The sequence below is a fragment of the Patescibacteria group bacterium genome (assembly GCA_041659765.1).
Lineage (GTDB): Bacteria > Patescibacteriota > Patescibacteriia > UBA9934 > UBA9934 > JAGORL01.
This window is the reverse complement of record JBAZXR010000001.1, coordinates 157,103-181,523: the sequence shown is the minus strand read 5'-3', so window position 1 is coordinate 181,523 and position 24,421 is coordinate 157,103. Positions and strand designations below refer to the sequence as shown.

Sequence of the window (24,421 nt, the reverse complement as noted above, 5' to 3'; positions counted from 1 at the left end):
TTTTTAACTAATATTAGCCATTTTACAAGCATTTTACCTTGACAAAAGTCGCTTTTTATGCTACACTACTTCTCTGGCAATCCCTGCCAGGCTGGCTTTTAAAGCCAGAAAAACGAAACCCTCGTACCCCGCGGAGAAGGCACCATGCCCTTCCCCTTAGACCAAGAACACCGCGAACGTATTCGTCGACGCCAGCACAAACTGAGCGCAGAAGACCAAGCGGACATCATGCTCGCCGCCGACCCAACTACGAGCCTTGATACGCTCGAGGACAATCCGGCCGTCGTGGTGCGCATTGAAGACGCCTGGGACGCTCGCTCCGAAGCGCGTCGCAAAGCAGCCCTGGCCGCTAAGCATAAACCGCGGATGGTGACCTGATGGGTCACCGCTCAGCAGCCGAAGAAGCGCTGGGAGGCCATCTCGCAGAGCTACCACTGATCATTCTCGATGAGGAGTGCCACCGGGACCACTTCGCTTGGGACAGTCCGAGCACGGTACCAATCCTGGCAGAAGGTGACGTCGACGACCTTGAACTGAAGTCGCGTCTCCTGATCATCCTGATCGATCACGTCGGAGACGAATACATCGTCTCGACGGAAAACTGATCGCTTACCCGTGAATTAGAGGAACCGCCTCTCCTTCACGGGTCACACAGATTGCTTGATCCTAGGATCGAGCCATGCGTGTGACCGTGCTTTCCCGCACTGCTCACAACTCACCGCCCGAACTCCACCCCGGAGAATCTAATGTTCGTTATCCAGTTCGCTCACGAAGAAGTCGACGGCCTGACCGCAGATCAGTTCGGTATCTTCGAAGGCGTCACGCTTGATGCGGACGACCTCTTTGACGAAGTGGCGATGGCCAACGTCGATCTCTTCCAAATGATCAAACCGAAGCAGGTGGAGTTGATGACCCATGAAATGGTCGTGGACGAACCGGAGTCGGTCGACAACGAGGAGAACGACGAGGTTGAGCTCGAAAGCGATGACAACGTCGCCCCGAACGCGGAGCCCGACGAGTACGCCAAGATGGCGCTCGAGCACGGCGACGAAGACTGGGACACGGACTACAACGCCTACGGCAAGTTCGGTCTCAAAGACGATGTCGACGCTGGCTACTGGACTCCGAAGGGCAACGCACTGATCACGGTCCTCTCCCGCAAGGAGATGGACGCCGTGCTCGTCGTGGAAGAAACGCCCGTGAAGAACACGGCGCGCAACTTCGACCTCCTGAACCCGCTCAACGAAAGCTGGCGGGGTCTCGACGACGACACGGATTCCTACTGGGACCTGACCGACGTCGACGACGAGGAAGACGGTTCGGAAGCCTGGGTCAACTTCCTGGAATCCGAGACCGCACGCGACCCGTTTGACTCCGGCGTCACGATCGAGGACGAGTTGCGCTTCCGCTCCGACGACTTGGAGTGGTTGGCCACAGCCTACCGCCCGAAGGTCCGCGACGTGTTCCGGGACAAGCCGGGGTACGTGGAATTCGTCCTGAACCGCAAGTGCTGTCGCGATCACCTGCCCCGGCGGGTGAGCTGGAAGGACGCCCGGCGCGGGGTCCAGTGCAAGAGCGTCAACGGACGCCGCGACCGGCGCCGCCACACCTCGCCTATGTAAAAGTAGGCCCATCCCGTGAATTGAGAAGCAACACTTCTCCTTCACGGGTCACACATATTCCTTGATCTAAAAAGATCGAGGCATGCGTGTGACCTGCCTTTCACAATTGTCCCTACATCTCTGGAGGAGAGAGTTGGAGCATTATTCTGCGCAAGTGGCGTAGTGCTTCGGCAGTTTGGTAGAGAATTAGGCTCCGGCTTTCTTCTTCTGCAGTGTAACTGTCACAGCCCATACCGTCTTCGGCCGGTCACTGGGCTCCTCTCCCCAGGGATGTGCGGACAATTTTCTCTTAGAACTTGGAGACTCTCATGTCAGATCATCATGGGCCCGCACCGGCCAAAGCGTCCGGCAGCGGAGGTGGGGGTGGTGGCGGAGGAGGTGGAGGCGCCGGCTTCCTGACCTTCACAACCGGCGTGCTGATGCTCGTGGGCTCGGCCATCCTGGTCCTGTCCCTTGAAGAGCTGAGAAAGAATCCTGGGCTCGCCAATGCCCTGGCCCTGACCGTGACGCTGGCAGCATTCTTCATCCCGTTCTGGATCTTCAGATTCTTTAACGCGGATGAGCACGCCCAGTCAGACACATTGACGCGTCTCTTAGCCGCCTGGAGCGCATTCTACCTCTGGTGGCACATCCAGTGGGTTCTGTGGCATCCCGTCTATGACGGGCCATTCCGCGGGACCTTTGGGAGCCATCTGATCATCTCCTTGCCTCTGGCCGCCTTGGCCTGGTACGCCCTCAACTGGGTTCACGGGCCGCCGGAGCGATTCATCGCCCGACGGTTCGGTAATAACCCAACCTAGGCACAAGCCACGCCTTAAGCTGGCTCGAAAAACAAGCGCCTCGTACATCGTGTACGCGGGCGTTTTTCATTTTAACTTTTCTTCCAGCAGCTTGGCGTAATTCCAGGCGAGTTCGAGCGTTTCCCTACAAACTCCCGCGATTTGTGCAGAGTGAATCTCAACCGCGATGATGTCATCTTTGTAAGAAAAGAAGGCGACTCGGTCACCGCAAACCGTCATCTCGCCCTCTATAGGCAAAACTCCGGGCGAAAGGACCACCGTTTCCATCCCAGGAATCTTGGGCACGAGCGAGGGATCTGTAGTAACAAAGATTGTTCGAATCTTGCGCTGACCAGTCTGCAGCGTGTCGCGATAGTCGTCGGTCCGATCAGGGTCATGCAGCTTCAGGAAAGCGTCCAATCCAACCATTTGAATATAGTCGCCCTCTAGCGCGCCATACTCGGCCTGCAGTTGCCGAAGACCATGTAAACCTTCGCGATATCTAACGCGTGGGCGAGCGCCCATCGGCGAGTACAACACGTTCAGCATTGGCACAATCGCCACCGCGTCGCTTAAACGTTTCTCAATAACATCCTGCTGATCTTCCAGTAGCTTTAAAATTTTCTCCGGTGGCTGAGGAAAATAACGCCGTCCAAACTCCCCCTCGCCCACCGTAGCATAACCGCGGCCAATAAGGTCAGCCAGAATGTCATATACCGTCGCCCGTGGTAACGCACTATCCATCGCCACCTCCTGAGCGCTGGCACCGGCGTGTGCCAACAGCGCAATGAAAACCTTGGCTTCTTTATCGGTAAAACCTAGGCGAGCCAGTCCCTCTAATAATTCGTCTTGCATATGTTAGACGCTGCGCAAGGCATGCCAAGTTAGTCGAGCCGTGTCTGTCCAGGAATATTTTTCCGCCTGCGCCATACCGCGCAACGAAAGTGACGAACGCAACGCAGGATTTTCAACAAGCGCTTTCATCTTGACCGCAAACGCCGTCGCGTCGTTCGGCGAAGCGTATTCAGCAGCCGAACCAGCAACTTCATGAAAGACCGGGATATCACTCACAAGCGTAGGCGTCCCCATCTTCATAGCGTCGAGAATCGGCAGGCCAAACCCTTCATCGTGCGACGGAAAAACGAAGGCAATTGCGCCCGCATAGAGACCAGGAATCTCCTCGTTCGGCACATATCCTAGATGTAAGGGTTTGGCGTCGCCAAACCCTTGCGCCGCGCCCAGGATCCTCTCCCCGCCATATCCAATCCCTCCGACGAGAACAAGCTTCGTAGTATCCCCTGCAGGCATCAATTCCTTGAACTGTCTGAACGCCTCCACGAGCAGACCAACATTTTTCTTTTCTTCGATTCGTCCAATATACAAAAAATACTTCTCGCCAGCTTTCGTCTCAACGGAGCGCGGCTCAATCGACGACGCCAGATGCGTGACGATGATCTTCTCCTCGCTCGCCTTAAAAAGGGACATCAAATCTCGCTTGGTATTCGCGCTCACCGTCAGAATCTTAGACGCGACTCGCACGGCATGTTTCACTGCAGCACGTTGTCGGATATTTTGCAGCGGCGAGTAGAGCTTTGGATACTTTGCAAAAACTACATCGTGCACGGTCGTCACCACTTTCGCCGAACCAGTCGCGAGTGGAACTTCGTGCGCGGGAGAAAAAAACACGCTTACCGGATGCTGAAAAAGTTCTTTAGCTAATCTAAAATGCGTCCAGCCTTTAGGGAACCAAAAAGGCAACGCCTTCCAAGTCCAACCAGCAGGAAGACCGAGGTCGCTCGGTTGCTCGCCGCGCGCGTAGAGAACGACGGACTCCCCCTCCTGCAGCGGGGTTTTCATCATCTCGCCCAAAAGCAACCGGGCGTAATTTTCTACGCCGGTCGGGTTCGCCTTCAAAAGTGCTGACGCGTCTATGCCAATCGTTTTCATGCTAAGCATTAAACAGACTTCTCTTATATGCGTCCAGGTTCTCGAGAGCTAGACCGGTTCCACGAGCCACGCAAAGCTGCGGGTCGTCGGCGACGTATGTAGGAACGCTTGTAGCCTCTGCAATGAGCCGATCCATGTTACGCAACTGGCTCGAACCGCCGGAAATAACGATTCCCTTGTCCATCACGTCTGCCGAAAGTTCCGGAGGCGTTTCGTGCAAAACTTCTTTAAGTGCGGTGATGATACCTTCAAGTAAAGGCTGAATCGCCTCGGTCACGTCGTCGCTCGAAACCTCGATAATCTTGGGGAGACCTGTGATCATGTCGCGCCCCTTGATTTCCATGCGCAGCTTTTCTTCTAGATACATAGCGGAGCCGACGCGGATCTTCATGTCTTCCGCGGTGCGTTCACCAATCGCAAGATTGTATGTCCGACGGACAAATTCCTGGATGGCAGCATCAAATTTCACTCCCCCGATGCGCACCGAAGTCGATGCGACAATGCCGCCAAGGGAAATCACGGCCATCTCGCTCGTGCCTCCTCCAATCTCCACAATCATGTGGCCATTCGGACTGCCAATCGGAATGTTCGCGCCAATAGCAGCCACAACAGGCTGCTTAATAATGTACGCAGCTTTTGCACCAGCAGAAAGCGCGGCGTCAATAACTGCGCGTCGCTCAGTAGAAGTGATCCCACCCGGCACCGCAATCATCACCTCTGGGCGAAACATGCGAACACCGCCGAGCGCCTTGTTAATAAAATAACGGAGCATGGCCTCCGTAGTCCGATAATCCGCAATAACGCCGTCCTTCAGCGGCCGGCGCGCAATAATAGTATCCGGCGTACGGCCAAGCATGTCCTTCGCTTCTTTGCCAACGGCCAACACGGTCTTATCCGCCTTAGAAATCGCAACTACAGAAGGCTCATTAATTATGATCCCCCGTTTAGGGACGAACACGAGGACCGTGGTAGTGCCAAGGTCAATGCCTAACTTTTTGCCGAACATAGAAAGCCTTTACAGTCTCACGCGAAACTCTTTATCAGTGTCTAAAACCGTCTCCAAATGATATTTCTTGTCACCCCAATCAATCGGCGATTCCGCGGGAGTAGCGTCCCTCACTGCCTTACCAAAGTCCTCATCTATAGTCAAAAGGTTATCCCGTGCGCCTATCTGTTTATAGACCTGGAGCGCGTAGTCGCCTCGCCGAATAGCATCCACCACATGAGCTGGTAGGTCATAGGTGAAGGTCAGAGTACGGGTTTGGCCAATCGGCACAAATACACAGGCCCCAAAGCTGGTTAAACCTACCTCGTCAAAGGTGGACGGAGTGTTCGGGAAGTACTGCGGGTTGCATTGCGGCACAGACAGCGAAGCGCCGGTGGTTGAAACTAGCGTCGAGCCAAGCGGAGCGTAAACTCGCGAGTAAGTCCGATAATCGATCGTCCGGTAATCTTTCTTAGTCGCCGTGTTCGCATACTGAATACTAGCGGTCGCCCGGAAGCCAGCGCCGTTTGGTCTCACAGAATAGGTGACTTCTCTATCCACTACACGGTCAGTTTTATAAGCACCCATATTGGCGTCCACCATCATGAACACATCGTCGGAAGCGATAGGATTCAGCACCCCGCCCCAGCCCGCGTCTTCAATCACGGCCTGCGTCTTGCCATCCATGCTCATGAAAACAATTTCCTTTTTAGCGAAGGCCTCATGGAGGACACGGAAAAAGGCTGGCCATTTAGAGGGCGAAAGTCCCTTCAGACGATCCATCATGACCTCCGTCATGTGCTTAATAATGAGCTTGCGTTGTGAAACGGGCACATTCACACAACGAGCGCGGTCTGCCAGCGGAGCATTAGCACAATCAAATGCTTGTTCCACGATATATTCCAGCTTATCCGTCACGTTATCACTGGTAAACGTCTCGCCATCCACCGTAATGGGTCCGATGAACTCAATTACCCGCGATAAAAAGTCCGTCGTAATACCAATCGTACCGGCCAGATTGGGAACTGGTTTTCCACCGTAGGCAAATTCCTGGCGCATGAGTTGCACGCTAACTTCTGAACTTTCTTTAAAATCAGGCGACCAATTGGAATCACGGAAATACCAATTGCTTAGGTTCATGAACCGTTTGAGGGCGATTGGTGGCTCAACGTGATAATCAGGATGTCCAAGAACCAGAGCATCAACAGCATAGGAATCATCCGTCACCATGGACTTGATGTCTCCGTTCTTCATGGTCAAAAGCGCATAGTTACCAATAAATCCCCCGCCCGGTCTGAGCTCATGGTTATTCAAGAACATGAGCAAAAACTGATGCTCGCTCCCGAGTCCTGCGAATTGAGGGGCGATAGCCGCAAAGGGCACGACAATATCTACGGCGTCAATTAATTCCGGCAGCTTCTGTTGCAACGGCAGTACGGCTCGCGCAAACTGCGGTGCCAGGTTCAGCGAGTCGAGCCGGTCAAGGTCCAACTTGGCCAAGCGCAGATTTACTTGCATGCGTCTGAGTTCCGGAAGCGCGACTGACAACGAATGCAACAATAAATATTTTTCTTCTTCAGTCAACGTACTGTAGGACCTTGATTCACCAGCACCGCTCCCCACGCCGATAAGGTCCGACGCGCCCTCAACAGAAGATAGAGCGTCAAGAAAAACCGTCAAACCAGAATAGAGTGCGTCCGCAGCCTGACCAGCTGCATCAAGCGTCGCCTCCGCGCCTGTTACTTGGTCGCCCAATAACGGTACGGTCTTCACAAATCCAAAATAAGAAAGGTCAGCCCTAACTGCGTGAATCCCTGTAACTACCTCGCCGAGAGCCACATGCGCACCCTGAACGTCACCGTTTTCTAGCGCCGTCTTAGCACCTTCCCCAGCAGCCTTCAGGGCCAGCGAATCTTGAGCGAGCTTTGATCCGCCAATACCCAAAAATATAGCCACGGCTATAAACGCCGTCGCCAACAAAATATAAACAATCCGTCGAGTCATTTTTCGGCGTCGTCTTTTTCTTGAGGGGTGTGCATGGTGAAGCTCCGGAGCCTGTTCCGGTAGCTTTGGCAAGTGCACTCCCGCCTCCGGCTCTAAAAAATTCGTCGGGTGCATCAACCCTATTTTACCACGTACTTCCTAAATACCGTGGACGGAACTTTTGCAGAACCAAAGATTGCCTTGCGCTTTTTGAGTGCCCGCAGAGCAAATGGAATGAACCGAAGAAGCAGCTTGCGAGTCTCGCGCTCAAAAAAGAACGAATACGTCAGACGGGTAACTTCGTGGAAAAGAATAAACGGTCCCGATCGGAAAACCTCGCTGCACGGCAGGTTTTTGATTAGCATGAGGAGCTGGTTTCTTTGAGCCAGAGCGGCCAAAAATGGACTCCTACCCTGACGGTCGCGCAAGCGTTCAAACCAGCTACGCTTTTGCGCGCCGAACATTCCGCGGTAGTGCCAAGCCTTGGCAGTCGGAACAAAAGCAGTGTTCCAACCAGCACGTTTAAGTCTAAGGGCAAGATCGCAGTCCTCTCTGTACGCAAAAAAATCACCGTCGAAAACTTCGCCGTTGGTCGTGACCTCTTTTAAGGCCGACGCTCGAAACATCACGAGCGCACCACAGGCCCCAATCAAGTCTGCTTTCGCATCAAACTGCCCATGGTCAATCTCCCCGGCTCCGCGGTCTTCGAATCTCCAAGATCGGGTGAGCTCGAGCCCTGTCGTATCGAGCACATCGGATTTTGTGCCATCGAAGACCTCATCGGCGTTACGAAAGGCCCGATAAATTTTCGGTTGGACTGCCGCGAGCGTCGGGTCGGCCTCCAGTGCTTTGGCCAGCTGCTCAACCAAACCTCGATCAAGCACCATGTCCTGATTCACGAGCAGAATTCCCGTGTGTGCAAGTTCATGCTCAGTCAGGTGCTCGAAGGTAAACGTAAAAAGCTGATTGTGCCCGCCGGCAAAACCCAGGTTCTTCACGTTGCGTGCCACGAGCGACTGAGAGGCGCGTTCATGAATGAACGTCACTGAACCATCCGTGCTGCCGTTATCTACCACCCGCAGCGTCGGTCGTAGCGATTGCTGGTCGAGCGATGCAAACAAATCAGCAAGATACTTCTCGCCATTCCAGGTCAAAAGATGAGCAATGACATCCATATTATTTCTTGCGCGAAGACGCGTCCTTTCTCGTGACGTTAAAACCAAGATACTTGCCAAGCATGAGCCGAGTCTGAGCATCAAGCGCTGGCAACGCACCAAAAAGAATGAAGGTCACCGGTAAAAGTACCCATTGCAGAATCATCGTCACCCATTGCCAACGCGTGGTCGTATTTGGCCTTCGAGGTAACAAGAAATAGCTCAAGATACCGGTCACAAGCGTACCGCCTGTGGCTGCACGCATCATAAACTCCAGCGTGTAAGGCGAATTTACCACGAGCGCACTCGTGGCATCATGAACGGTCAAAAACGGAATGTATCCAAGACCGAAAATTAGAAACGGCGCCGTGGACCAGGTCAACATGCCCTCTAGATAATTAGTGAGATAGAGCGCCTTAATTTTCCAAGAAAGTTTTGGATGCTGCGGAAACTTGGTCATCATGTACGGCAAGTGTTCCACGCCCCACGCCCAACGGCGTTGCTGCTTGTAAAGAGCAACCAGGCTTTGAAGATACGAGCCGCCTGCGACAGTGTCCATCGAGACCGGCAAGAACACCGGAGTCACCCGATATGCGCCGTCATAATGTAAAAGTGCCTGCATGAAGATGCGCGAGTCTTCGCTCACCAAATCCGGCTCCCAAAAACCGACATCGACAAGCATCTGCCACGGCATGGAGTGCGAAGAAAAGGTCCACATTCTTTCCGGTCGAACTAGTTCGCCGAGCAACCAAAAAGTCGTACCGAACGCGGCAATACGGATCGGCGCGGCCGCGGACCAAATGTTGTTGGAAAAAAGCGTCACCGGCTGATAAGAGCTGCGCGTCGGATTCGGCTCAGTGAGGTACAAATGCGCCAGCCGCGCAAAGTACATTTCATGCGCCACCGTATCAACATCAAAGGCAGAGACAACAATGTCCTCGTACGGAATCTGGAGCTCGTCGATCACCCCCTGAAGAACGGTGGCCATGTGTTTCAAGTTCGAACCTTTGCCCGGAATCTCGCCGGGAATATCTTTCGGATGAACTGTAAATAACAACTTCGCAAACTTCCCCGCGTAACGCCCTTCGATCACCTGTTGATAGCTACGGAAATTAACCTCATCACGTTCTTCGCCGCCGAGTACCACAATCATGCGGTCAGTTCGATACTTCGTACGCAGGAGTGATTCGAAAGCTTCCTCGACAATCTGAAGATCTTCTTGGAACGTCGGCAGCATGATTACGTGGTACAGACGTTCGTAACCCGGCAATTCCTCCACCTTCTTCCGCCAATCAACCTTCAAAGTCTGTCTGTAAGAACTGTAAGCCGCTACCACGTGAATAACAAAATAAAATACCCGCAGCATCCAATAAAGATCAAAGATGATGATACAAACAATCGCCACAGTCGGCGCAAAGAGCGACAAGAAAAGCGAGCTCAGCAAAACCGACCAGACTAAAGCTCCCGGGACCATTTCCCAGAATCTGTGTTTCCCGTATTGGCCAAAAGTTTGGTTCATGTTTTTCTATACAATGCATCCTTCTTTCTCGCCGTCACATGTGCAGTCTCCCTATATTCAGGCAGAAGAATGGCCAGCGGAGAAGCCTCAAGCGATCGGTAAAGCGGAATCCCGCGGGCAAATCCCCAGGCATTAGCAATCGCGTGGGAAACGCGTAACGCGGTTGCCGAACCGTCGGTCGAGGACACTACGATCCCGGTCACCCTAGATAGCCCTAGCTCATGGGCCTGCAAAAACCCATCAATGATACCAAGATAACCCTCTGGGACGCAGGGAATGATTTGCGGGGGCACAAACTCCGTTCGGTCGTCGTTGACGAGACCGAGCGAGAGCTGCGTGATGTCGTGACCATCGAGCGTCAAAATCATAGCTTCTTTTCAAGCGCATCTAAAAGCACTATTCGCTTGCCGCTCAAGAGCGAAGTCAAAAACCGATCGCCTACGTCCGAGCGATATTTGAACTCTTCGCGCGGCATAAAAGTGTAGTTCACTTCTCGGCCAATCTCGCGCTCGAACTCCTGCACGGCTTTCTGCACGGCGTCCGGAACAATATCGCCCACAATCAGCACATCAGTAGGAACATTGGCCGACTCCGTAAACTTTCCCGTAAGGAGCACAAGATCAACTTCTCCCGCGGCCTTGAGCGCTTCAAGCAAGGAACGATTCATAAGAACCGCCGCTTTTTTCATCACCGCTTTTAAGTCATCAAATAGTGGAAAATTCGAGTCCGCCCGATAGAACCTCTTATTTTCTTTATCAGTTGATTCCTTCTCCTCGCCTTCAATAACAATCCCAATCGCGAGAAGGTTCTTAAGTTCACGGCGTACAGCGTTAATCTGGGCATCCACTCGCCGTGCCAATTCTCGAACATAAAAAGCGCGATCCGCATGCTCCAAAAAGACGCTCAATAGCCGAGCACGCGTTCGCGAACCAAAGAGTTGTTCTATGCGAAAAGCCCCGCCTTCGAACTCTTCTTCACTCTTAGGGGTATCCATAATGAGTACTTTGAGTATACTGTATACTGAAAGTTCAGAAGAATAGCAACCATGGCGGAATACCAACACAGCGTGAAAAGTGGCGAGCTGCTTGTGCTCCCCCAGCGTCCGCAGATGGGCGCCAAAACAATGCTTCACTCTCTCCCCGGAGGAAAGAGTGCGATTTTTGGCGTCATGGTGATTGATTCCAAGGATGAAGAAGGTCGAGATCGCCTGCTACACATGACCGCCAGTCATCTTGAACATCTTTCCGCTGACGCTTCCTCGGAATTAAACTCGGCCCGTAGATTCGAACAAATGTTAGGTGCTTTGAACACAGATTTACTCGCCGCAGCCCATGAGATGAACTTGAAAATGATTCAAGTGCAGGGCGTGGTTGGCATGGCCACTAGAGACCAGATTTTTTTCTCCGGCATCGGCAATATCGATGCTCTCTTTCTGCACAAAACCGCAGATAAGCGCTTTAGCGTCTACGAGCTTCATGATCAGTTTGGAGAGGGACGAACCCCGGATGACCCTAGGTATTTTCACACTATCCTAGACGGCGAAACCCACGGCGGTGATGTTTTTTATGTCGCCACGCCCGTTTCGACTCACGCTCTCAGATCAGACGAACTGCATGACATCTTAGTCACGCTCCCCCCGGCCTCAGCCCTCCAACGAATCAAACAGTTCGTTCCGCCGGGGGATGTCTACGCGGCCGTAAGCTTCTCCTTTGCGGAAGAAGAAAAACCGTCCGGCCCTCCAAAAAAAGCCAACCCGATCGGTTCACTAACCGCTTTGCAATCATCAAAAGACAGAACCGCCAATGTGCTCGGCGAATCAAACACCGAGCTCTCCAGTCTGGTAAAAAATGTCACCCAAAGCATTCGCCAATCACTCTCCGCGCCGGGAACTAGAGGCGCCGTAGCCATTTTAAAACGCGGCTTAGCGTTAATGCTCACTCTGGCTCAAAAAACCTTCACTGCAGTAGCCGCCTTAGCTTCCAATATCTTCCTCGCCAACACCAAGGGCCGAAAAGGCGCTCCCGTAATAACTCCCCTCCGGGCCGGCATTCTCTTCTCTATCCTGCTCGTCATCGTGCTCGGTACCGGCCTCTTCTACCTCTCAAAAGGCAGAGGCGAACGAGCCAAAGCCGAGCTCCAGTTCTCACAGACGGTTAAGAGCATTGATGACCGAATTCTGGCCGCTCAAGCTAGCTTGATCTACCGCAACACGGAAGAAGCGAGAAAATCCCTGACAGAAGCCCAAAGCATCTTAGAAACACTGCCAAAAAATACTGCCGATCAAAAAAAGCAGGTGACTGATCTGTTAGTCAAACTTCACGTGGTCGAAGATAAAATCAGAGGCATCATCGCCGTCAGTCCGCAAACACTCGCCACCATGGCGGATAGCGCGAACGGCAACGGGATCACGAGCATCACGGAAACCAGCGGTTCGCTATTCGCCATTACCTCAAATCTGGACGTTTACCGTTTAGACGGACTTAAGAGTGCCTGGACAAAAGAAGAAGCTACGAAGGGAATCCTGGAATCCGTCCGTAGCATGACCCCGGAAGGCGGCAACGCGCTCGTCATGGATTTGAACAAACAGCTCGGCCGCGTTGATCTCACCGCCCACACCGTAAACCCGCTCCAAAGCGGCACGAACGCCATGCTCAGCGTTGAAGACATCATTACCTACGGCTCAAACCTCTACGCGCTCTCGGCCGGCAGCGGACAGATTGTAAAGATGCGCCCCATCGGCACCGCCTATGAAGCGGGTACACCTTGGATCATCTCCAAGGACAGCGATCTTTCTACCGCCCAAGCGCTGACGATTGACGGCGACGTATATGTGCTCCTCAAGCATGACGTCGTGAAGTTCCATGCTGGCAAAGAAGTCGCCTGGACTCACGCCAGCTTTGATCCGGCTCTCATAAATCCAACAGACATCTGGACAGACGTTGCTAGTAAATATCTATACGTCCTCGATCCAGGCACTAGTCGCGTAGTGGTCCTTGATAAAACAACAGGCAACCTAGAAGCACAATACACAAATGACAGCTTCAAAAACGCCGTCGGCTTCACCGTCGAGGAATCTGCAAACCGCATCATAGTCGTCACCGGCGACAAAGCACTCGGATTTACCGCCGACCACCTGGTGAAGTAAGCAAAACAAAAAGCACTCTTTCGAGGAAATGTTAGGAGGTAATCCGACTCCATTTCCGAGAGAGAGTGCTATTTTGTTTTGCTTACTTCAAGGTGACCTTACCGCCAGCGGCTTCGATCTTCTTCTGCATGTCTTCTGCTTCTGCCTTGCTTGCGCCTTCCTTCACTGCCTTTGGAGCAGCGTCTACAATGTCCTTAGCTTCCTTAAGTCCAAGACCCGTGATTTCACGAACGACCTTGATCACGTTGATCTTGCTCTCGCCAGCGGAGGTCAATTCAACCGTGAAAGAGGACTTCTCTTCTGCGGCAGCGGCGCCACCAGCAGCTGGAGCAGCCATCATCATAGCTGGAGCGGAAGCGGACACGCCAAACTTTCCTTCCAAAACCTTCACGAGTTCTGCCAAGTCAAGAACGGACATCTTTTCAATAGATTCGACCAAAGCGGAGAACTTAGCTGGCACCTCAACTGACTTCATTTCGTCGGACATAAGATAAAGTTAAGCTTTCTTTTCGTTAATTGCACCAAGTACCGTGACCAGCCCGCGCAGGTTACCTGCAAGGACATTGACGAAACCAGAAACCGGAGCGTTCAGGGTTCCCACCAGCTTCTGGAGGAGTTCCTGCTTGGACGGAAGCGACGCCAGTTGCGTGACTTCTTCCTTGCTCATCATGCGTCCGTCTAGGACGCCGGCTACCAGCTTAATCGTTTCTTTCTCCTTCATGAGCTCCTTCAAGAGCTTCGCTGCGGAGACTTCGTCACTCATACCGACCGCTGTCAGGATAGAACCTGAAAGCGTGTTCGCGGAGAGACCTTCAATTCCTGCCTCTTTAGCGGCCATCGCGAGGAGCGTCTTCTTGGCAATGAAGACCTCTACGTTCTGGAGCGCTGCTTTAGCGCGGAGCTTGTCTGCGTCTTCCATGGTCAGTCCCGACACCTCCGAAAAGGCGGCGGCTTTCATTCCACGGAAACGAGCGGCGATCTCTTCCACGATGCCGGCTTTTTGAGCGCGTGATTTTGGCATACGCGGAGATTAAAAATTACGGCCATGAGGCCGTAGAATATGAACCCACCAGATGGTGGATTCATCGATTTCTCGACCAGGCTTACGTGGGTTTAACCACTACTGGCGTTCTACGAATTCGATGGTGCGAGGAGATTACCCAATTACAAAAATCTTGTCAACCTAGCCAAACACCCATTATTCCTTGTCCGCCTTCAAAAACCAGTTCGTGACCACGCCCGTGGCCCAAAGGAGGATTGCGACGAACAAGGCCGGAAGGAATCCCTCAACTGTCACACCTTTTACAAAGGAGCTCATGAACCAAATAAGAAGGCCGTTGATAACAAAGAGGAAAAGGCCGAGAGTAACCACCGTCACCGGCAAGGTCAGAACGACAAGGACTGGTCGAACGATGGCGTTCAAGAGCCCTAGAATCAATGCTGCGACGAGCGCTGCGTAGAAGTTAGCTACATGGAAACCAGTCACAAACTGCGTCGCCGCCAAAAGTACCAAGGCAGTAATGACCCAACGCAAGAGAAGTTTCATCATACGATCGTTTGGTTATCGTCCTCTAGAGAGAGAACTGCGAATTTTTTCTTTAAAGCAATGACGGTATTTTCTACCTCGGACAACTTTGCCTTACACACTCCAGCGAGCTCGAGTCCGCGCTCAAATTTCTTCAAGCCTTCATCAAGATCTACATCGCCACGCTCAAACCAAGCGGTGATTTCTTCCAGCTCCTGAAATGCCTCGCCAAATGATGCTGCTTTCTTTGCCATAATACTACAATAATCGTTCTTGTCTTCGCTTGCCGATTACTTCAGCGTCGAGCGTCCCTTGTGACAACTGTACCGAGAAAGCGTCTCCGGGAGCAAGCGCCGAAGCTGAGCGCACTAATTCCCCGTTCTTTCGAATGATCGAGTAACCTCGGGCAAGGACAAGCGTAGGGTCAACATTCTTAATCAGCCGAGCAAGCCCATCTACCTTCGCCCTCACTTGCATCACCGAAGACTCGAACAGCGTCATGACCGCCCGCTCTCGACGTTCAATGTGATCGCGAGTCTGAACGACGCTCAACCGATACCGGTCAAACGAATTCGTGAACCGCATAATCGTGTCGTGAATGCCGTGCGAAGTCCGAGAAATTGCGTGGTCAAAAACCTGTAGCGAGCGCTCAATTCTATTATTGTATTTTCGAATCCGCTCACTCATCCCGTACCACATGCGGTCTTCACTAATATGAACGAGTCGTAGCAACTCGCTGCGTGACTGCACTAGTAGCTCGGCCGCATTAGACGGTGTCGAGGCTCGAACATCAGCAGCGAAGTCACATAAACTCTCGTCGCGCTCGTGCCCTACGCCGACAATGACCGGGATGCTCGACGAAAACACAGCACGCACTACTCGCTCATCATTAAAGGCGTGCAGATCCTCAAGGCTGCCTCCCCCACGCGTGAGCACAATCACTTGTGGCCGTTCGCTTTCCGGCAACGCGGCGAGCGATTGAAACGCGCCGAGGATTTCGGAGACCGCGTGTTGACCCTGCACATGACAATCAGCATGGATGACGGTTAAACCCCCCATTCTGTTGCCGAGTAATCGCATGAAGTCACCATATGCCGCAGCTTCTTTCGAGGTAATGAGACCGATCCGCTCCGGAAACTGAGGAACTAGTCGTTTGCGACGTACATCGAAAATCCCTTCAGCGGTGAGTTTCTTTTTCAATTCGAGATAGGCCTTTTGGAGAGCCCCCTCGCCCACCGGAATTACCTCGTCAACGTTGAGCGAGAACTTGCCGAAGCGCTCAAAGACCCGCGCATTCCCCCTGGCCCGCACGCGCATGCCGCTCTGAATAGGAATACCCAGCTTGTAGATGGTCGTGAAACACGGCACTTTCATGTCTACGGATTCGTCCTTCAGATCAAAGTTGATCCACTTGCCCTGACTAATCTTAAAATCCGAAACCTCACCCTCAATCACAAAAGCCTCTGACGGAATCATCGCCAGCGTGTCATTTACCAGGGCTAAGAAATCTTTAACGGATAAAATCTTCGGCTCGTCCATATTCAACCATAATCTTTCTGAGGAATGCTTCCGGCGAATGTTCTTTGTTGGCGTACGCAATCCCCTGCTCTGCCATCTTTTCGTAATCGGGATCCGAAAGCATGGCATCGATGGCGCCCACGAGTGCGTCTGCATTCCCCGGTGTAAACGCTTTGCCTCCCCCGCTCTTTACCGCAAGCTCGCCTAATCCGCCAATGTCGCTCACAATAATCGGCGTGCCAACGGCCAGAGATTCAAGCGCCACCATTCCAAAAGGCTCTTGCCACACACTCGGGAAAATACCAGCTTTCACGCTCGCCATTTTTTTATAAACCTCTTCCGGCTCAAGATATCCTAAGTATGAAACGTTCGTGTGGTTTTGGGAGAAGGCTTGAACCGTAGAAGCAAGCGGACCGGTACCGACCACATAGAACGTCAGGTCCGGCCGCAAGGCAGCCGCCTCCAGATACACACCCACACCCTTATACGCCTCAAGGCGCCCGACGAACAACACCGCATCTTCACGAACGTGGTCGAATGTTCGGCCATACAGCGCTGGAGAAACTGCAGGCTGAATCACCGCCATCTTTTCCTCAGGATATCCGCCGTGAACCAGTTTACCCTTCACAAATGCTGACACCGGAAAGTATCGCGCGATCCCTCTGTCGTACAGTTTCAATACTCGCTGAGCCTGTGTGATGAAATTCAAAACTAAAGTAGCCAGCCTCGATCCCTTAATGAACCGCTGGTCACCGCTCAGCGTATAGTCCGCGGATAACAGTGCGTAATCATGGACGGTCATCACCACGGGAATCCCACGCTTCTTACAAGGGACGAGAACGGACGGCGAAAGATGCGTGTAAATGTTATGAATGTGCACAATATCTGGCCGGAACGCCTCCAGCATGTCCTCCATTTTATCCTTAGCCTCCAAGCTCCACCAAGCTCGGCCGATTTGCTTCAGCGAGCTCCTTATTCCTCCCACTCCTGTGGTATCCAGGTTAGAGACGTAATACTTGCTCCAGGCGTTCGGTGCATTCCGCGGATCCTCCATCGCAAAACCTGCAACGGTATGTCCCGCGCCCTCCTGCAACCGCATCAAATCAAACAAATAGCGCCCAGCACCGTCTTTGGCATGAAAGTATTTATGAACGTGTAGAATCTTCATGCTGACAGTATACCGAACTCCTTACCGAACCGTGCAGGCTAGGTTATATCCTCCCATATTATTATTCTCGTAAGCGCAATCCCTACCAATCTCGTAGAATTGATCATCAAGCCAAATTTCTTTGATCTGATCGCTTGGTGTGCCCTGCTCGCCGCGATTGTTAACTAGGAAGTTCTTGCCTTTGGACCAGGTGCCGTTCAAATAAAGGGTATCGCCAGATTCAATGGAGAAATTAAGGGCTCCGCAAATTTCTTGGCCGGCATCCCCAGCCGCAACTGGGTCTGCAGAAAACCACTGCGTCCAGTTAAGACGAGGCGCCGTATTGTTTGCGGCGTACAACCAAACCGCGCCGGTAACCGGGCCATCAGTACTGATGCACAGTTCAAAAGGCGCCGGCCCCTTTCCGTCGGGCAACTCGTCGACTACGCCCTTCACCTCGGGTTCGCCGCTTCCCCCTTCCAGGGGGATAGAGGGGGTGGTCTTTGCACATCCCCAACCCGCCGTCAAAAGCACCGCGCTAGTAATAATCCCTGCAATCAAGCGTGTAGTCATAAAAAGCCTCCTCTAAGATATCTCTGTTGAGGGTAGCAGAACGAGCTAAACGGGCAAGCCGAGCTGTACATAGCAAGTTCGCTGTAAGGGCGTGGCTCGCCACGCCCAATAAAAAAGAGCGCCATGCATTGCTGCACAGCGCCCCAGGGGACGAGCCGAACGTGACGATCTACCGGCAGTTCCGGGTGATGACGGCGTTGTAGCCGTGGGAGTCGTTGGCGCCGGTCCACTCGTTGAAGACGGGCCGGAGCCTGGACACCACGCCGTCCACCCAAACGTCGTCCGCGAGGAACTGGTTGGTCCCGCCGTCGTCCGGGTCGTTCTCGAAGCACCAACGCTCGCGACCCTGTCGGTCGCGGAAGTTGCACTGGAGGGTGATTTCCTCCCCGCAGGCCACCTCGAACTGGGTCCAGTTGCCGATCTCGCCGCGGCCGTCCGAGTCCGTGTCGATCGGGACGGCGTTCGGGTTCGCGATCCAGTTGACGTTGTCGTTGCCCTCGCCCTTCGCGTAGAGGCTGACGTTCGTGCCGTCGATGTCCTCCTGCGTGGCGATGATCTCGACGAGCGCAGGCTCCTGCTGGATGATGTCGTCGCCTTGATCGTTGTTGCCGCCGCCGGACTGGTTCCCATTGGGCGCATCCGGATGCATCTGGCAACCAGTGAGCGCGGTGAAGGCCAGAACGGCCAAGAACAGAATGCGATTCATGAGTCCTCCTTGCCGACGGATGCTATCCGAACGGACCGAGAACTGTAGTCTAAAAAATGGCTTTCGTCAAGCCTGACAACCCCTAAAATAGAAGAAGGGCGGCTTCGCGATGATGTCTCGCGATAGCCGCCCTTTTACGTGCCAGGCCGAATGCCTAGCTTACTTGACCTTGCCGTTGTACCGCTTACCGGAGTCCACGGAGGCGTACTTGAAGTCGCCCGTGAGCTGACCGACCGTGTACGCGCCGCCGGGACCGGTGGCCGAGAGGATCTTGCCCGAGTGGTTGTTGCTTGCGCACCACTCGGTGACCCCGTCCGGCTTCGTGTACCAGCACTGCGCGGACAGATCGTCCCCCGTCTTCCCCATGATCTGCACGGTGAAGACGTTGCCGCTCCGGCTGAGCTGGCTGACCACGGTGCTCGCGGTCGTGTTCCGGATCTCGAACTGGGTCACGCTCGCCGACACGTTGGAATCCAACGTGAAGGTCCACGTGCCGAGCGTGCGGCCGTCACCCGAAGGTACCGTCGCCAGGTCGCTGCCGTTGCAGTCCTGGTCGATGCCGTCGCCCGCGATCTCGGTCGCGCCGGGGAAGCGGTCCCTCTTCGCATCGTCGCAGTCGGTGCCGTTGCTGACGTAGCCCGCAGGCTGCGCCACGGCCGAGAGCTTCGAGACTGCGCTGCCGAAGCCGTCGCCGTCCGAGTCCAGGTACCAGTCGGTCGGGGTAGCCGAGGGAACGGTGTCCGACGTCGACGTGTTGCAGTCGTTGTCGTAGCCGTCGCCCGTGATCTCCGAGACCTTCGACACGTTCGCGTCGGCGCAGTCCTTGACCACGTCGCAGTCGTTGTCGAGGCCATCGACCACTTCGGTCGCACCGGGGTGAACCTCGTCGTTGTCATCCCAGCAATCGCCGGGGACTCCGATGTATTCTGCCGGCTGCGCCACGGACCACTTGGTGGTTCCCGCATCGCCGTACCCGTCGTTGTCGAAGTCGCGGTACCAGATGGTCTCGACCGGATCCACGACCGGCCCAGCGTCCTGCTGCATCTGCTGGCAGGCGAGCGGGTTGCCCGGGATCGTGCTCATGCCGCGGACTTCGAGGCACACCATCATGCGGTGCTTGACCTCGTGGGTCTGCTCGTCCTCGTAGGTGTCCACGAGGCTCGGAACGATGGCCGGATCACCGACCATGTTGTCCGCTTCCAGGTTGCCCCAGAAGTCGAGCGATCCGTCGTCCAGGTAGCAGCTGCCGTCTTCGTTCCAGGTGACCTTGCGGACGTTCCCTGCGATCGTTCCGGTATTGCTCCGGAGCGTCCAGGCGAAGTAGCCCGCGCCGTCGACGGTCGTGACGCGCCACAGCTTGTAGCTGGTGCTGCAGTTCTCGCCGTACGGAACGAAGTACAACTCGTCCAGGAACGCGGGCGGCGTGTTGAACTCGGCGATCGAGACGTTCATCCCAACCGGGATGAGGCCGTCCGTGGCCGGCTTGTCCTCGCGCCCGTCGCCGTCGATGTCGTAGAACGGGACCTCGTTGGTGCCCGTGTCGACGTCGGCGTCGGCGTCCGTATCGGAGTCCGTATCGGAGTCCGAGTCGGCGTCGGTGTCGGCGTCAGCGTTGGAACCGGTGTCGTTGCCGCCGGTCTCGATTTCGTCGGGGGCGAACTGCCCACCGCACGCACCCAAGAACAGAACAGCAATCGTTGCAAAGCGTGACATTAGTCACCTCGTATAGGGCACGATGGCCCGGGTTGTTTGTCTAGCAGGAAAGGAACACTCCGGAACACTCTCTCACAAGCAATTCGCGATTACTCGCTTATCGCCGTGAGAGAAATCCGGCGATGTCAGGGCATGAACTTCATGCGCTAACATCACGGGATTTCACTAATTCTGTAACGAACTACTATAGCAGATTTTTAGACTTTTGTCAATCATTGAAAGAGAGGTGCGACGGCTCTGGTGACAAGGATTCGATCCTTCACCAGAGCCGCCGCCCATTCGATTGCCCGCTAGTGCAGCGGGACTTCCTGACCACGGGGCGGCTTCGAGTCCGAAGCCATACCGGTGACCGTCACCGTTTCCGTCCGATCGCTGATCTTCGGGAACCAGGTGAGGCTGAGGCCGAGCGTGGGCGACAGGTCCGCCCACCGGCCGTCCTTGGTCTCCACCCGACCATGGAACAGGTCGACGGAGCCACTGGCGGTGAGGAGGACGCGGTCTTCCGAACCCGGCGAGAGCGAGAGGCTCAAGCCGTTACGGAGGCCGGAGTACTTGGCCTGGACGTACGGATTGCTCCGTTCGCCAGCACCGCGCACCTCGTACACGTAGAACTCGGAGAGAACCCCGAATTCCAGCAGGCCGTCCAGGCCGGCACCGATGGTCAGACCACCGAGCGCGCCCTGCGCCCCTTCCGAACCGACGAAGCCTGCGCCTCGACCGGACACGAACGGACCATGGCTGTCACCCAGACGGAGGGACGCACCGATCAGCTCAGTGAGCATGCTCGGAGCGGTCACGCCGCGGATCTCAGCCTGGCGCACGAACTCGATCCCAGCGATGGGACCGAGCCGGGGGCCGTCCGCTTCCGTCACCGTGCGGGTGATGGAGGCGCTCGACGGACCGGGCTCGACCGTCGTGGCTGGTTCCACCGTTTCCACGATGTTCGTGGCGGTGGCCTGGCCACCCGTCGCAGTTGCGCTCGGCATCGTCGGCGTCGGATCGATGGTCGTCGGCATGTCCGGGCTCGGCCGCGTTCCGCCCTCGTCGGGCTTCGGCGTACCGGTCACGATCCCCTTGAGCTGTTCGAGGGGGGTCTTCTTGGGCGGCTCCACGGGCGTGACCACCGGCGGCCGCGTGACTGCCGGGGCTGCCGCGACAGGGTCGAGGCAGTCGTTGTGCTGAGCGCACAACCACGCCACCTTCTTGCGGAATTCGACGGTCGTGGCGCTCGGCTTGCCCATACGGGCGCGCCAGGCATCCATGTCCGCCATCCACAGCTTCATCGCGGCCAGTTCGGCCTCCGTGCAGGCGTCCTGGATCTTGCACTCCGGCTTTTCATCCGGGGGCTCGACCAAAACCGCAGGGGCCGGCTCGGTGGCGGCCGGAGGCGTCGGCGCAGGGCCGGTCGCCAGAGCAAAATTCGTCAAGACGCACAGGATCATGGTCAACATGTACCCTCCAAGGGATTTTTGAGTCCGCTGCAAGACGGTTCTGACAACACGTCAGTTTACCGGCGCCTGCAATCGGCGCTCCAATGACCTGGCATCAACCTTAGCGTTTGGAGGAGGAACGCCAAAGGATACCAAGCCGTCGGAGCGACGATTCTGGAGGTTTTGTTAGCCAATTCTTTCGTTTGAAAGAACAACCTATAATAGCAAAAAAACAGGCTTTTGTCAAGTATTTGCGTCCGGTGTCCGATGTCCGGGACTCCGGATCCATGAAACCGGAAACCGGATCCCGAAAACGATTTTATAGGCTATTGTTAGCCAAAATTACAATACCCCCTTTGAAGGCCCAACGGTCACAAATCGCGACGAGGAGGAGGCGTCACGACCGTTCCATCGGGCCCTCAAAAGGGGCATGTCCGCAGAAAATTAACAGGGATGCAAAAAACCCGCAAGAGAGGCTGGGGACTATAATTCTCCCAAAGTAACGGCCAATTGCACATTTTGGCCCGCTCTAAGTACATGAATGTTAGCTATTTCGCCCGGTTCATAATCGGCCAATATCTCAGCCAGCGTATCCGCATGGGTGACCGCCCGGCCGTCTACATCCAGAATGATGTCCAACGCCTGGAGCAGACCAACCGCATTCAGAACCAACGCGCCCTCCCCTCTGCCCTGAGTCACCTCAGCGCTCACATTATAGGAGCGCGAGAGATCAAGTACCGTCACCCCAAGTTTAGCCAGCTTAGGCGAACCGCTCTTAAGTACATCCTGCACAAACTCACCGGAGTGATGGAGCGGGAAGATATCCGTTCCGCTAGTCACAAAGCCTAAGAGTTCAGCGTCAGAAGAAAAAACTGGCACGCCGGCCGGTAAGCTCGAACCAACTCGCCAAGTAGTAGCAAAAACCTCAGCGCTCTGCGGACCCTGTCTGGTGTCAGCATCGGCAGCTTCGAGCAGGGTGGCTCGAACATCTTCTTCCCCGCCCCAACCAATAACCGTACTGCCGCTTTCTACATCTTCAGGTTTACCAAAGCTAACGGTTAAAAGTCCACTCGCATTCTGCAGTTTTAATAGAACCAAGGTTGAATGCGGATCCCGGACGACTCGATCAATCACAAATCTCTTACCCTCTACATAAACATCCCAATCTTTTGGCAAAAGCTTAGAACTAAAAGTAGCGCTGGAGGTCAAAATCCAACCGTCACTCGTCACTGGCACGCCCAGTTTCAAAGCACCTTCCGGAAAAATCCAACCGGAAGCAGCGGTGCTTGGCGTACTCGCCGGAAGCAAAACAGCCAGCGAACGAAGACTCGCTTCTCTATTTTTCTTCATTGCTTCTTCAAAAGTTCCCGGAATGGCCGGTGACTTCCGAGGAATAAGTGAAATCAACTTTTGATCATTTAGCAGTTGAGCCGCATAAGACTCGATAGCTCTAGACGTCATAGTCGAGCTAATAATGCCCGCTCCCCCGCCTAAAATAATGGACAGGACAATGACCGCGCCAAATATTCGTTGATCTGTTTTCATAGGTTATATCCAGGTAGCTGTACCAAAAATTACGACCAAGAGCAAAAGACCAAAAGCTAAATACCTTTTAGTAACCGTAGGCGACAGTTTTTCGAGCACGTGCGCCCGTGTTAGACCAAAATACGTAGACAAACAGACCGAAAAGGCGGCGGCGTTAGCGATGAAACTGACCGGCAGGAAAGCGAGCGAGATATAGAGCTCGGTCATCAAGATAGCTCCGAGTACTGCGTACGGAATACCAGTTTCAAAACCAATTTTACTGACCCAAAAAACCGCCAGCATAGCATACAGGATGCTCGCAAAAACCATAATAGCCGGCACCCAGAGAGGCAGTTCCAAGAAGAGCTGGCCCATATAGGCGCTACTCGTGAAGAAGAACGCACTCCCGATGTACATCATGAGTGTCAGGTACTCGAGAGAATAGGCCTGATAAGTACTAGGCAAGTGATAGAACGCAAACAGATTCTCAGCGTAGAGGAACAAAGCGATGGTCACGATTCCTCCCAGTACCCACTTTGCCTCCGAAGATTCGAGTAGCAGAAAAAACATGAGTGAAGACAATAAAAGAAGAAAAGGCGTCCCAAGAAAAACGTAAAATGCCGGACGCTTAACTTCAAACAGCAAGAGACGTGCGAACAAAATAGGCACGAGCAAACCAGCCACGATCGCTACCGGATAGAGGGTGAACGGCGCCACGGACAAGACCAAAAAAAGCACGCAAGAAGCGAGAGCTATGGCAAAGGGGGTGAAGCGGTGAAGAAGGATCACAGATGAAGCCAGGAATTTGCAGCTTTAACCGCAGCCAAGCGCGCTTCCCCGTCTTTAGTTTCTTTGGTGACAAGTTTACCGAAGGCGACCACCAGATCAAAATGCACAATCTGATCTTCCTTAGGCACGCGCAGTAAAATTAAAGCACTGTGTGTTTTACCGGCATCGTGGCTAACAGCGTAAGCATCAAGAATGGAATTAACCGCGGTACGATAATCACCGACTGTCACTGTAGGGATGGACTCGCTAATAGACCCGCCTGAAAAACTGATAGGCGAGCCTTTCATCACGACTAAAAATACTAAAGCCAACATTAGTGACAGACCCATGAGAATAGAGGGAAACCACGAGCGATGATTCAT

26 protein-coding genes are annotated in these 24,421 nt (G+C 54.2%); 5 read left to right on the top strand and 21 right to left on the bottom strand.

Annotated elements, in window-relative coordinates; translation table 11 throughout:
• Window positions 1-144: 144 nt before the first annotated feature.
• The 4 genes from WC813_00985 (at window position 145) to WC813_00970 (ending at window position 2,422) form a co-directional block, all read left to right on the top strand.
• A complete protein-coding gene (locus tag WC813_00985; protein ID MFA5946579.1) occupies window positions 145-378 on the top strand; it encodes a hypothetical protein in 234 nt (77 codons plus the stop codon).
• Entirely contained in the window at window positions 378-605 is a 228-nt protein-coding gene (locus WC813_00980) for a hypothetical protein (GenBank protein MFA5946578.1), read from the top strand. Before WC813_00985 ends, WC813_00980 begins: the two co-directional genes overlap by 1 nt.
• 141 nt (window positions 606-746) lie before the next feature.
• Window positions 747-1,622 carry a hypothetical protein gene (locus WC813_00975; GenBank protein MFA5946577.1) on the top strand — a complete coding sequence of 292 codons (876 nt, stop codon included), beginning with the start codon at window positions 747-749 and terminating at the stop codon, window positions 1,620-1,622.
• Window positions 1,623-1,930: 308 nt separating this feature from the next.
• Window positions 1,931-2,422 (top strand): hypothetical protein, encoded by a 492-nt coding sequence (locus WC813_00970; GenBank protein ID MFA5946576.1) that lies wholly within the window; start codon window positions 1,931-1,933, stop codon window positions 2,420-2,422.
• Between the two features lie 66 nt (window positions 2,423-2,488).
• Here the strand turns inward: WC813_00970 and WC813_00965 are convergent, their stop codons facing one another.
• The 8 genes from WC813_00965 to WC813_00930 all read right to left on the bottom strand — a co-directional run bounded on the left by WC813_00965 (window position 2,489) and on the right by WC813_00930 (window position 10,983).
• A complete protein-coding gene (locus WC813_00965; GenBank protein MFA5946575.1) occupies window positions 2,489-3,256 on the bottom strand; it encodes a helix-turn-helix domain-containing protein in 768 nt (255 codons plus the stop codon).
• Window positions 3,257-3,259: 3 nt separating this feature from the next.
• Window positions 3,260-4,348 (bottom strand): glycosyltransferase family 1 protein, encoded by a 1,089-nt coding sequence (locus tag WC813_00960; protein MFA5946574.1) that lies wholly within the window; start codon window positions 4,346-4,348, stop codon window positions 3,260-3,262.
• A 1-nt stretch (window position 4,349) separates the two neighbouring features.
• Window positions 4,350-5,354 carry a rod shape-determining protein gene (locus WC813_00955; protein MFA5946573.1) on the bottom strand — a complete coding sequence of 335 codons (1,005 nt, stop codon included), beginning with the start codon at window positions 5,352-5,354 and terminating at the stop codon, window positions 4,350-4,352.
• A gap of 9 nt (window positions 5,355-5,363) precedes the next feature.
• The gene (locus WC813_00950; protein ID MFA5946572.1) at window positions 5,364-7,451 is read right to left on the bottom strand and encodes a DUF4012 domain-containing protein; all 2,088 of its coding nucleotides are present in this window, start codon (window positions 7,449-7,451) and stop codon (window positions 5,364-5,366) included.
• A gap of 5 nt (window positions 7,452-7,456) precedes the next feature.
• Window positions 7,457-8,491 carry a glycosyltransferase family 2 protein gene (locus tag WC813_00945; GenBank protein ID MFA5946571.1) on the bottom strand — a complete coding sequence of 345 codons (1,035 nt, stop codon included), beginning with the start codon at window positions 8,489-8,491 and terminating at the stop codon, window positions 7,457-7,459.
• A 1-nt stretch (window position 8,492) separates the two neighbouring features.
• Window positions 8,493-9,914 (bottom strand): hypothetical protein, encoded by a 1,422-nt coding sequence (locus WC813_00940; protein MFA5946570.1) that lies wholly within the window; start codon window positions 9,912-9,914, stop codon window positions 8,493-8,495.
• Window positions 9,915-9,985: 71 nt separating this feature from the next.
• Window positions 9,986-10,357, bottom strand: coding sequence for a hypothetical protein (locus WC813_00935; protein ID MFA5946569.1), 372 nt, complete (start codon window positions 10,355-10,357; stop codon window positions 9,986-9,988).
• The gene (locus tag WC813_00930; protein MFA5946568.1) at window positions 10,354-10,983 is read right to left on the bottom strand and encodes a hypothetical protein; all 630 of its coding nucleotides are present in this window, start codon (window positions 10,981-10,983) and stop codon (window positions 10,354-10,356) included. Before WC813_00930 ends, WC813_00935 begins: the two co-directional genes overlap by 4 nt.
• Window positions 10,984-11,034: 51 nt before the next feature.
• Here WC813_00930 and WC813_00925 point away from each other — a divergent pair, with 51 nt between their 5' ends.
• The gene (locus WC813_00925) at window positions 11,035-13,134 is read left to right on the top strand and encodes a hypothetical protein (GenBank protein MFA5946567.1); all 2,100 of its coding nucleotides are present in this window, start codon (window positions 11,035-11,037) and stop codon (window positions 13,132-13,134) included.
• 82 nt (window positions 13,135-13,216) lie between these two features.
• On the opposite strand, the gene rplL is transcribed toward WC813_00925, so the two are convergent.
• The 13 genes from rplL to WC813_00860 all read right to left on the bottom strand — a co-directional run bounded on the left by rplL (window position 13,217) and on the right by WC813_00860 (window position 24,421).
• On the bottom strand, window positions 13,217-13,621 hold the full coding sequence (gene rplL, locus WC813_00920; GenBank protein MFA5946566.1) for a 50S ribosomal protein L7/L12: 405 nt from the start codon (window positions 13,619-13,621) through the stop codon (window positions 13,217-13,219).
• Between the two features lie 9 nt (window positions 13,622-13,630).
• Entirely contained in the window at window positions 13,631-14,155 is a 525-nt protein-coding gene (rplJ, locus tag WC813_00915; protein MFA5946565.1) for a 50S ribosomal protein L10, read from the bottom strand.
• Between the two features lie 177 nt (window positions 14,156-14,332).
• On the bottom strand, window positions 14,333-14,680 hold the full coding sequence (locus tag WC813_00910; GenBank protein ID MFA5946564.1) for a phage holin family protein: 348 nt from the start codon (window positions 14,678-14,680) through the stop codon (window positions 14,333-14,335).
• Entirely contained in the window at window positions 14,680-14,913 is a 234-nt protein-coding gene (gene xseB, locus WC813_00905) for an exodeoxyribonuclease VII small subunit (GenBank protein ID MFA5946563.1), read from the bottom strand. Before xseB ends, WC813_00910 begins: the two co-directional genes overlap by 1 nt.
• A 4-nt stretch (window positions 14,914-14,917) precedes the next feature.
• Complete coding sequence (gene xseA / locus WC813_00900; protein ID MFA5946562.1) at window positions 14,918-16,198, bottom strand: exodeoxyribonuclease VII large subunit; 1,281 nt, start codon at window positions 16,196-16,198, stop codon at window positions 14,918-14,920.
• Window positions 16,170-17,345: a glycosyltransferase gene (locus tag WC813_00895; protein ID MFA5946561.1), complete on the bottom strand. Its 1,176-nt coding sequence runs from the start codon at window positions 17,343-17,345 to the stop codon at window positions 16,170-16,172. The genes xseA and WC813_00895 overlap by 29 nt, the downstream gene beginning before the upstream one ends.
• Window positions 17,346-17,366: 21 nt before the next feature.
• Window positions 17,367-17,897, bottom strand: a complete 531-nt coding sequence (locus WC813_00890) for a hypothetical protein (GenBank protein MFA5946560.1) — start codon at window positions 17,895-17,897, stop codon at window positions 17,367-17,369.
• A 169-nt stretch (window positions 17,898-18,066) separates the two neighbouring features.
• Window positions 18,067-18,603, bottom strand: a complete 537-nt coding sequence (locus tag WC813_00885; protein ID MFA5946559.1) for a hypothetical protein — start codon at window positions 18,601-18,603, stop codon at window positions 18,067-18,069.
• Between the two features lie 159 nt (window positions 18,604-18,762).
• On the bottom strand, window positions 18,763-20,316 hold the full coding sequence (locus WC813_00880; protein ID MFA5946558.1) for a putative metal-binding motif-containing protein: 1,554 nt from the start codon (window positions 20,314-20,316) through the stop codon (window positions 18,763-18,765).
• A 290-nt stretch (window positions 20,317-20,606) separates the two neighbouring features.
• Window positions 20,607-21,767, bottom strand: coding sequence for a hypothetical protein (locus WC813_00875; GenBank protein ID MFA5946557.1), 1,161 nt, complete (start codon window positions 21,765-21,767; stop codon window positions 20,607-20,609).
• Between the two features lie 462 nt (window positions 21,768-22,229).
• Entirely contained in the window at window positions 22,230-23,291 is a 1,062-nt protein-coding gene (locus tag WC813_00870) for a hypothetical protein (protein ID MFA5946556.1), read from the bottom strand.
• Between the two features lie 3 nt (window positions 23,292-23,294).
• The gene (locus WC813_00865; GenBank protein ID MFA5946555.1) at window positions 23,295-24,059 is read right to left on the bottom strand and encodes a hypothetical protein; all 765 of its coding nucleotides are present in this window, start codon (window positions 24,057-24,059) and stop codon (window positions 23,295-23,297) included.
• A complete protein-coding gene (locus WC813_00860; GenBank protein MFA5946554.1) occupies window positions 24,056-24,421 on the bottom strand; it encodes a hypothetical protein in 366 nt (121 codons plus the stop codon). Before WC813_00860 ends, WC813_00865 begins: the two co-directional genes overlap by 4 nt.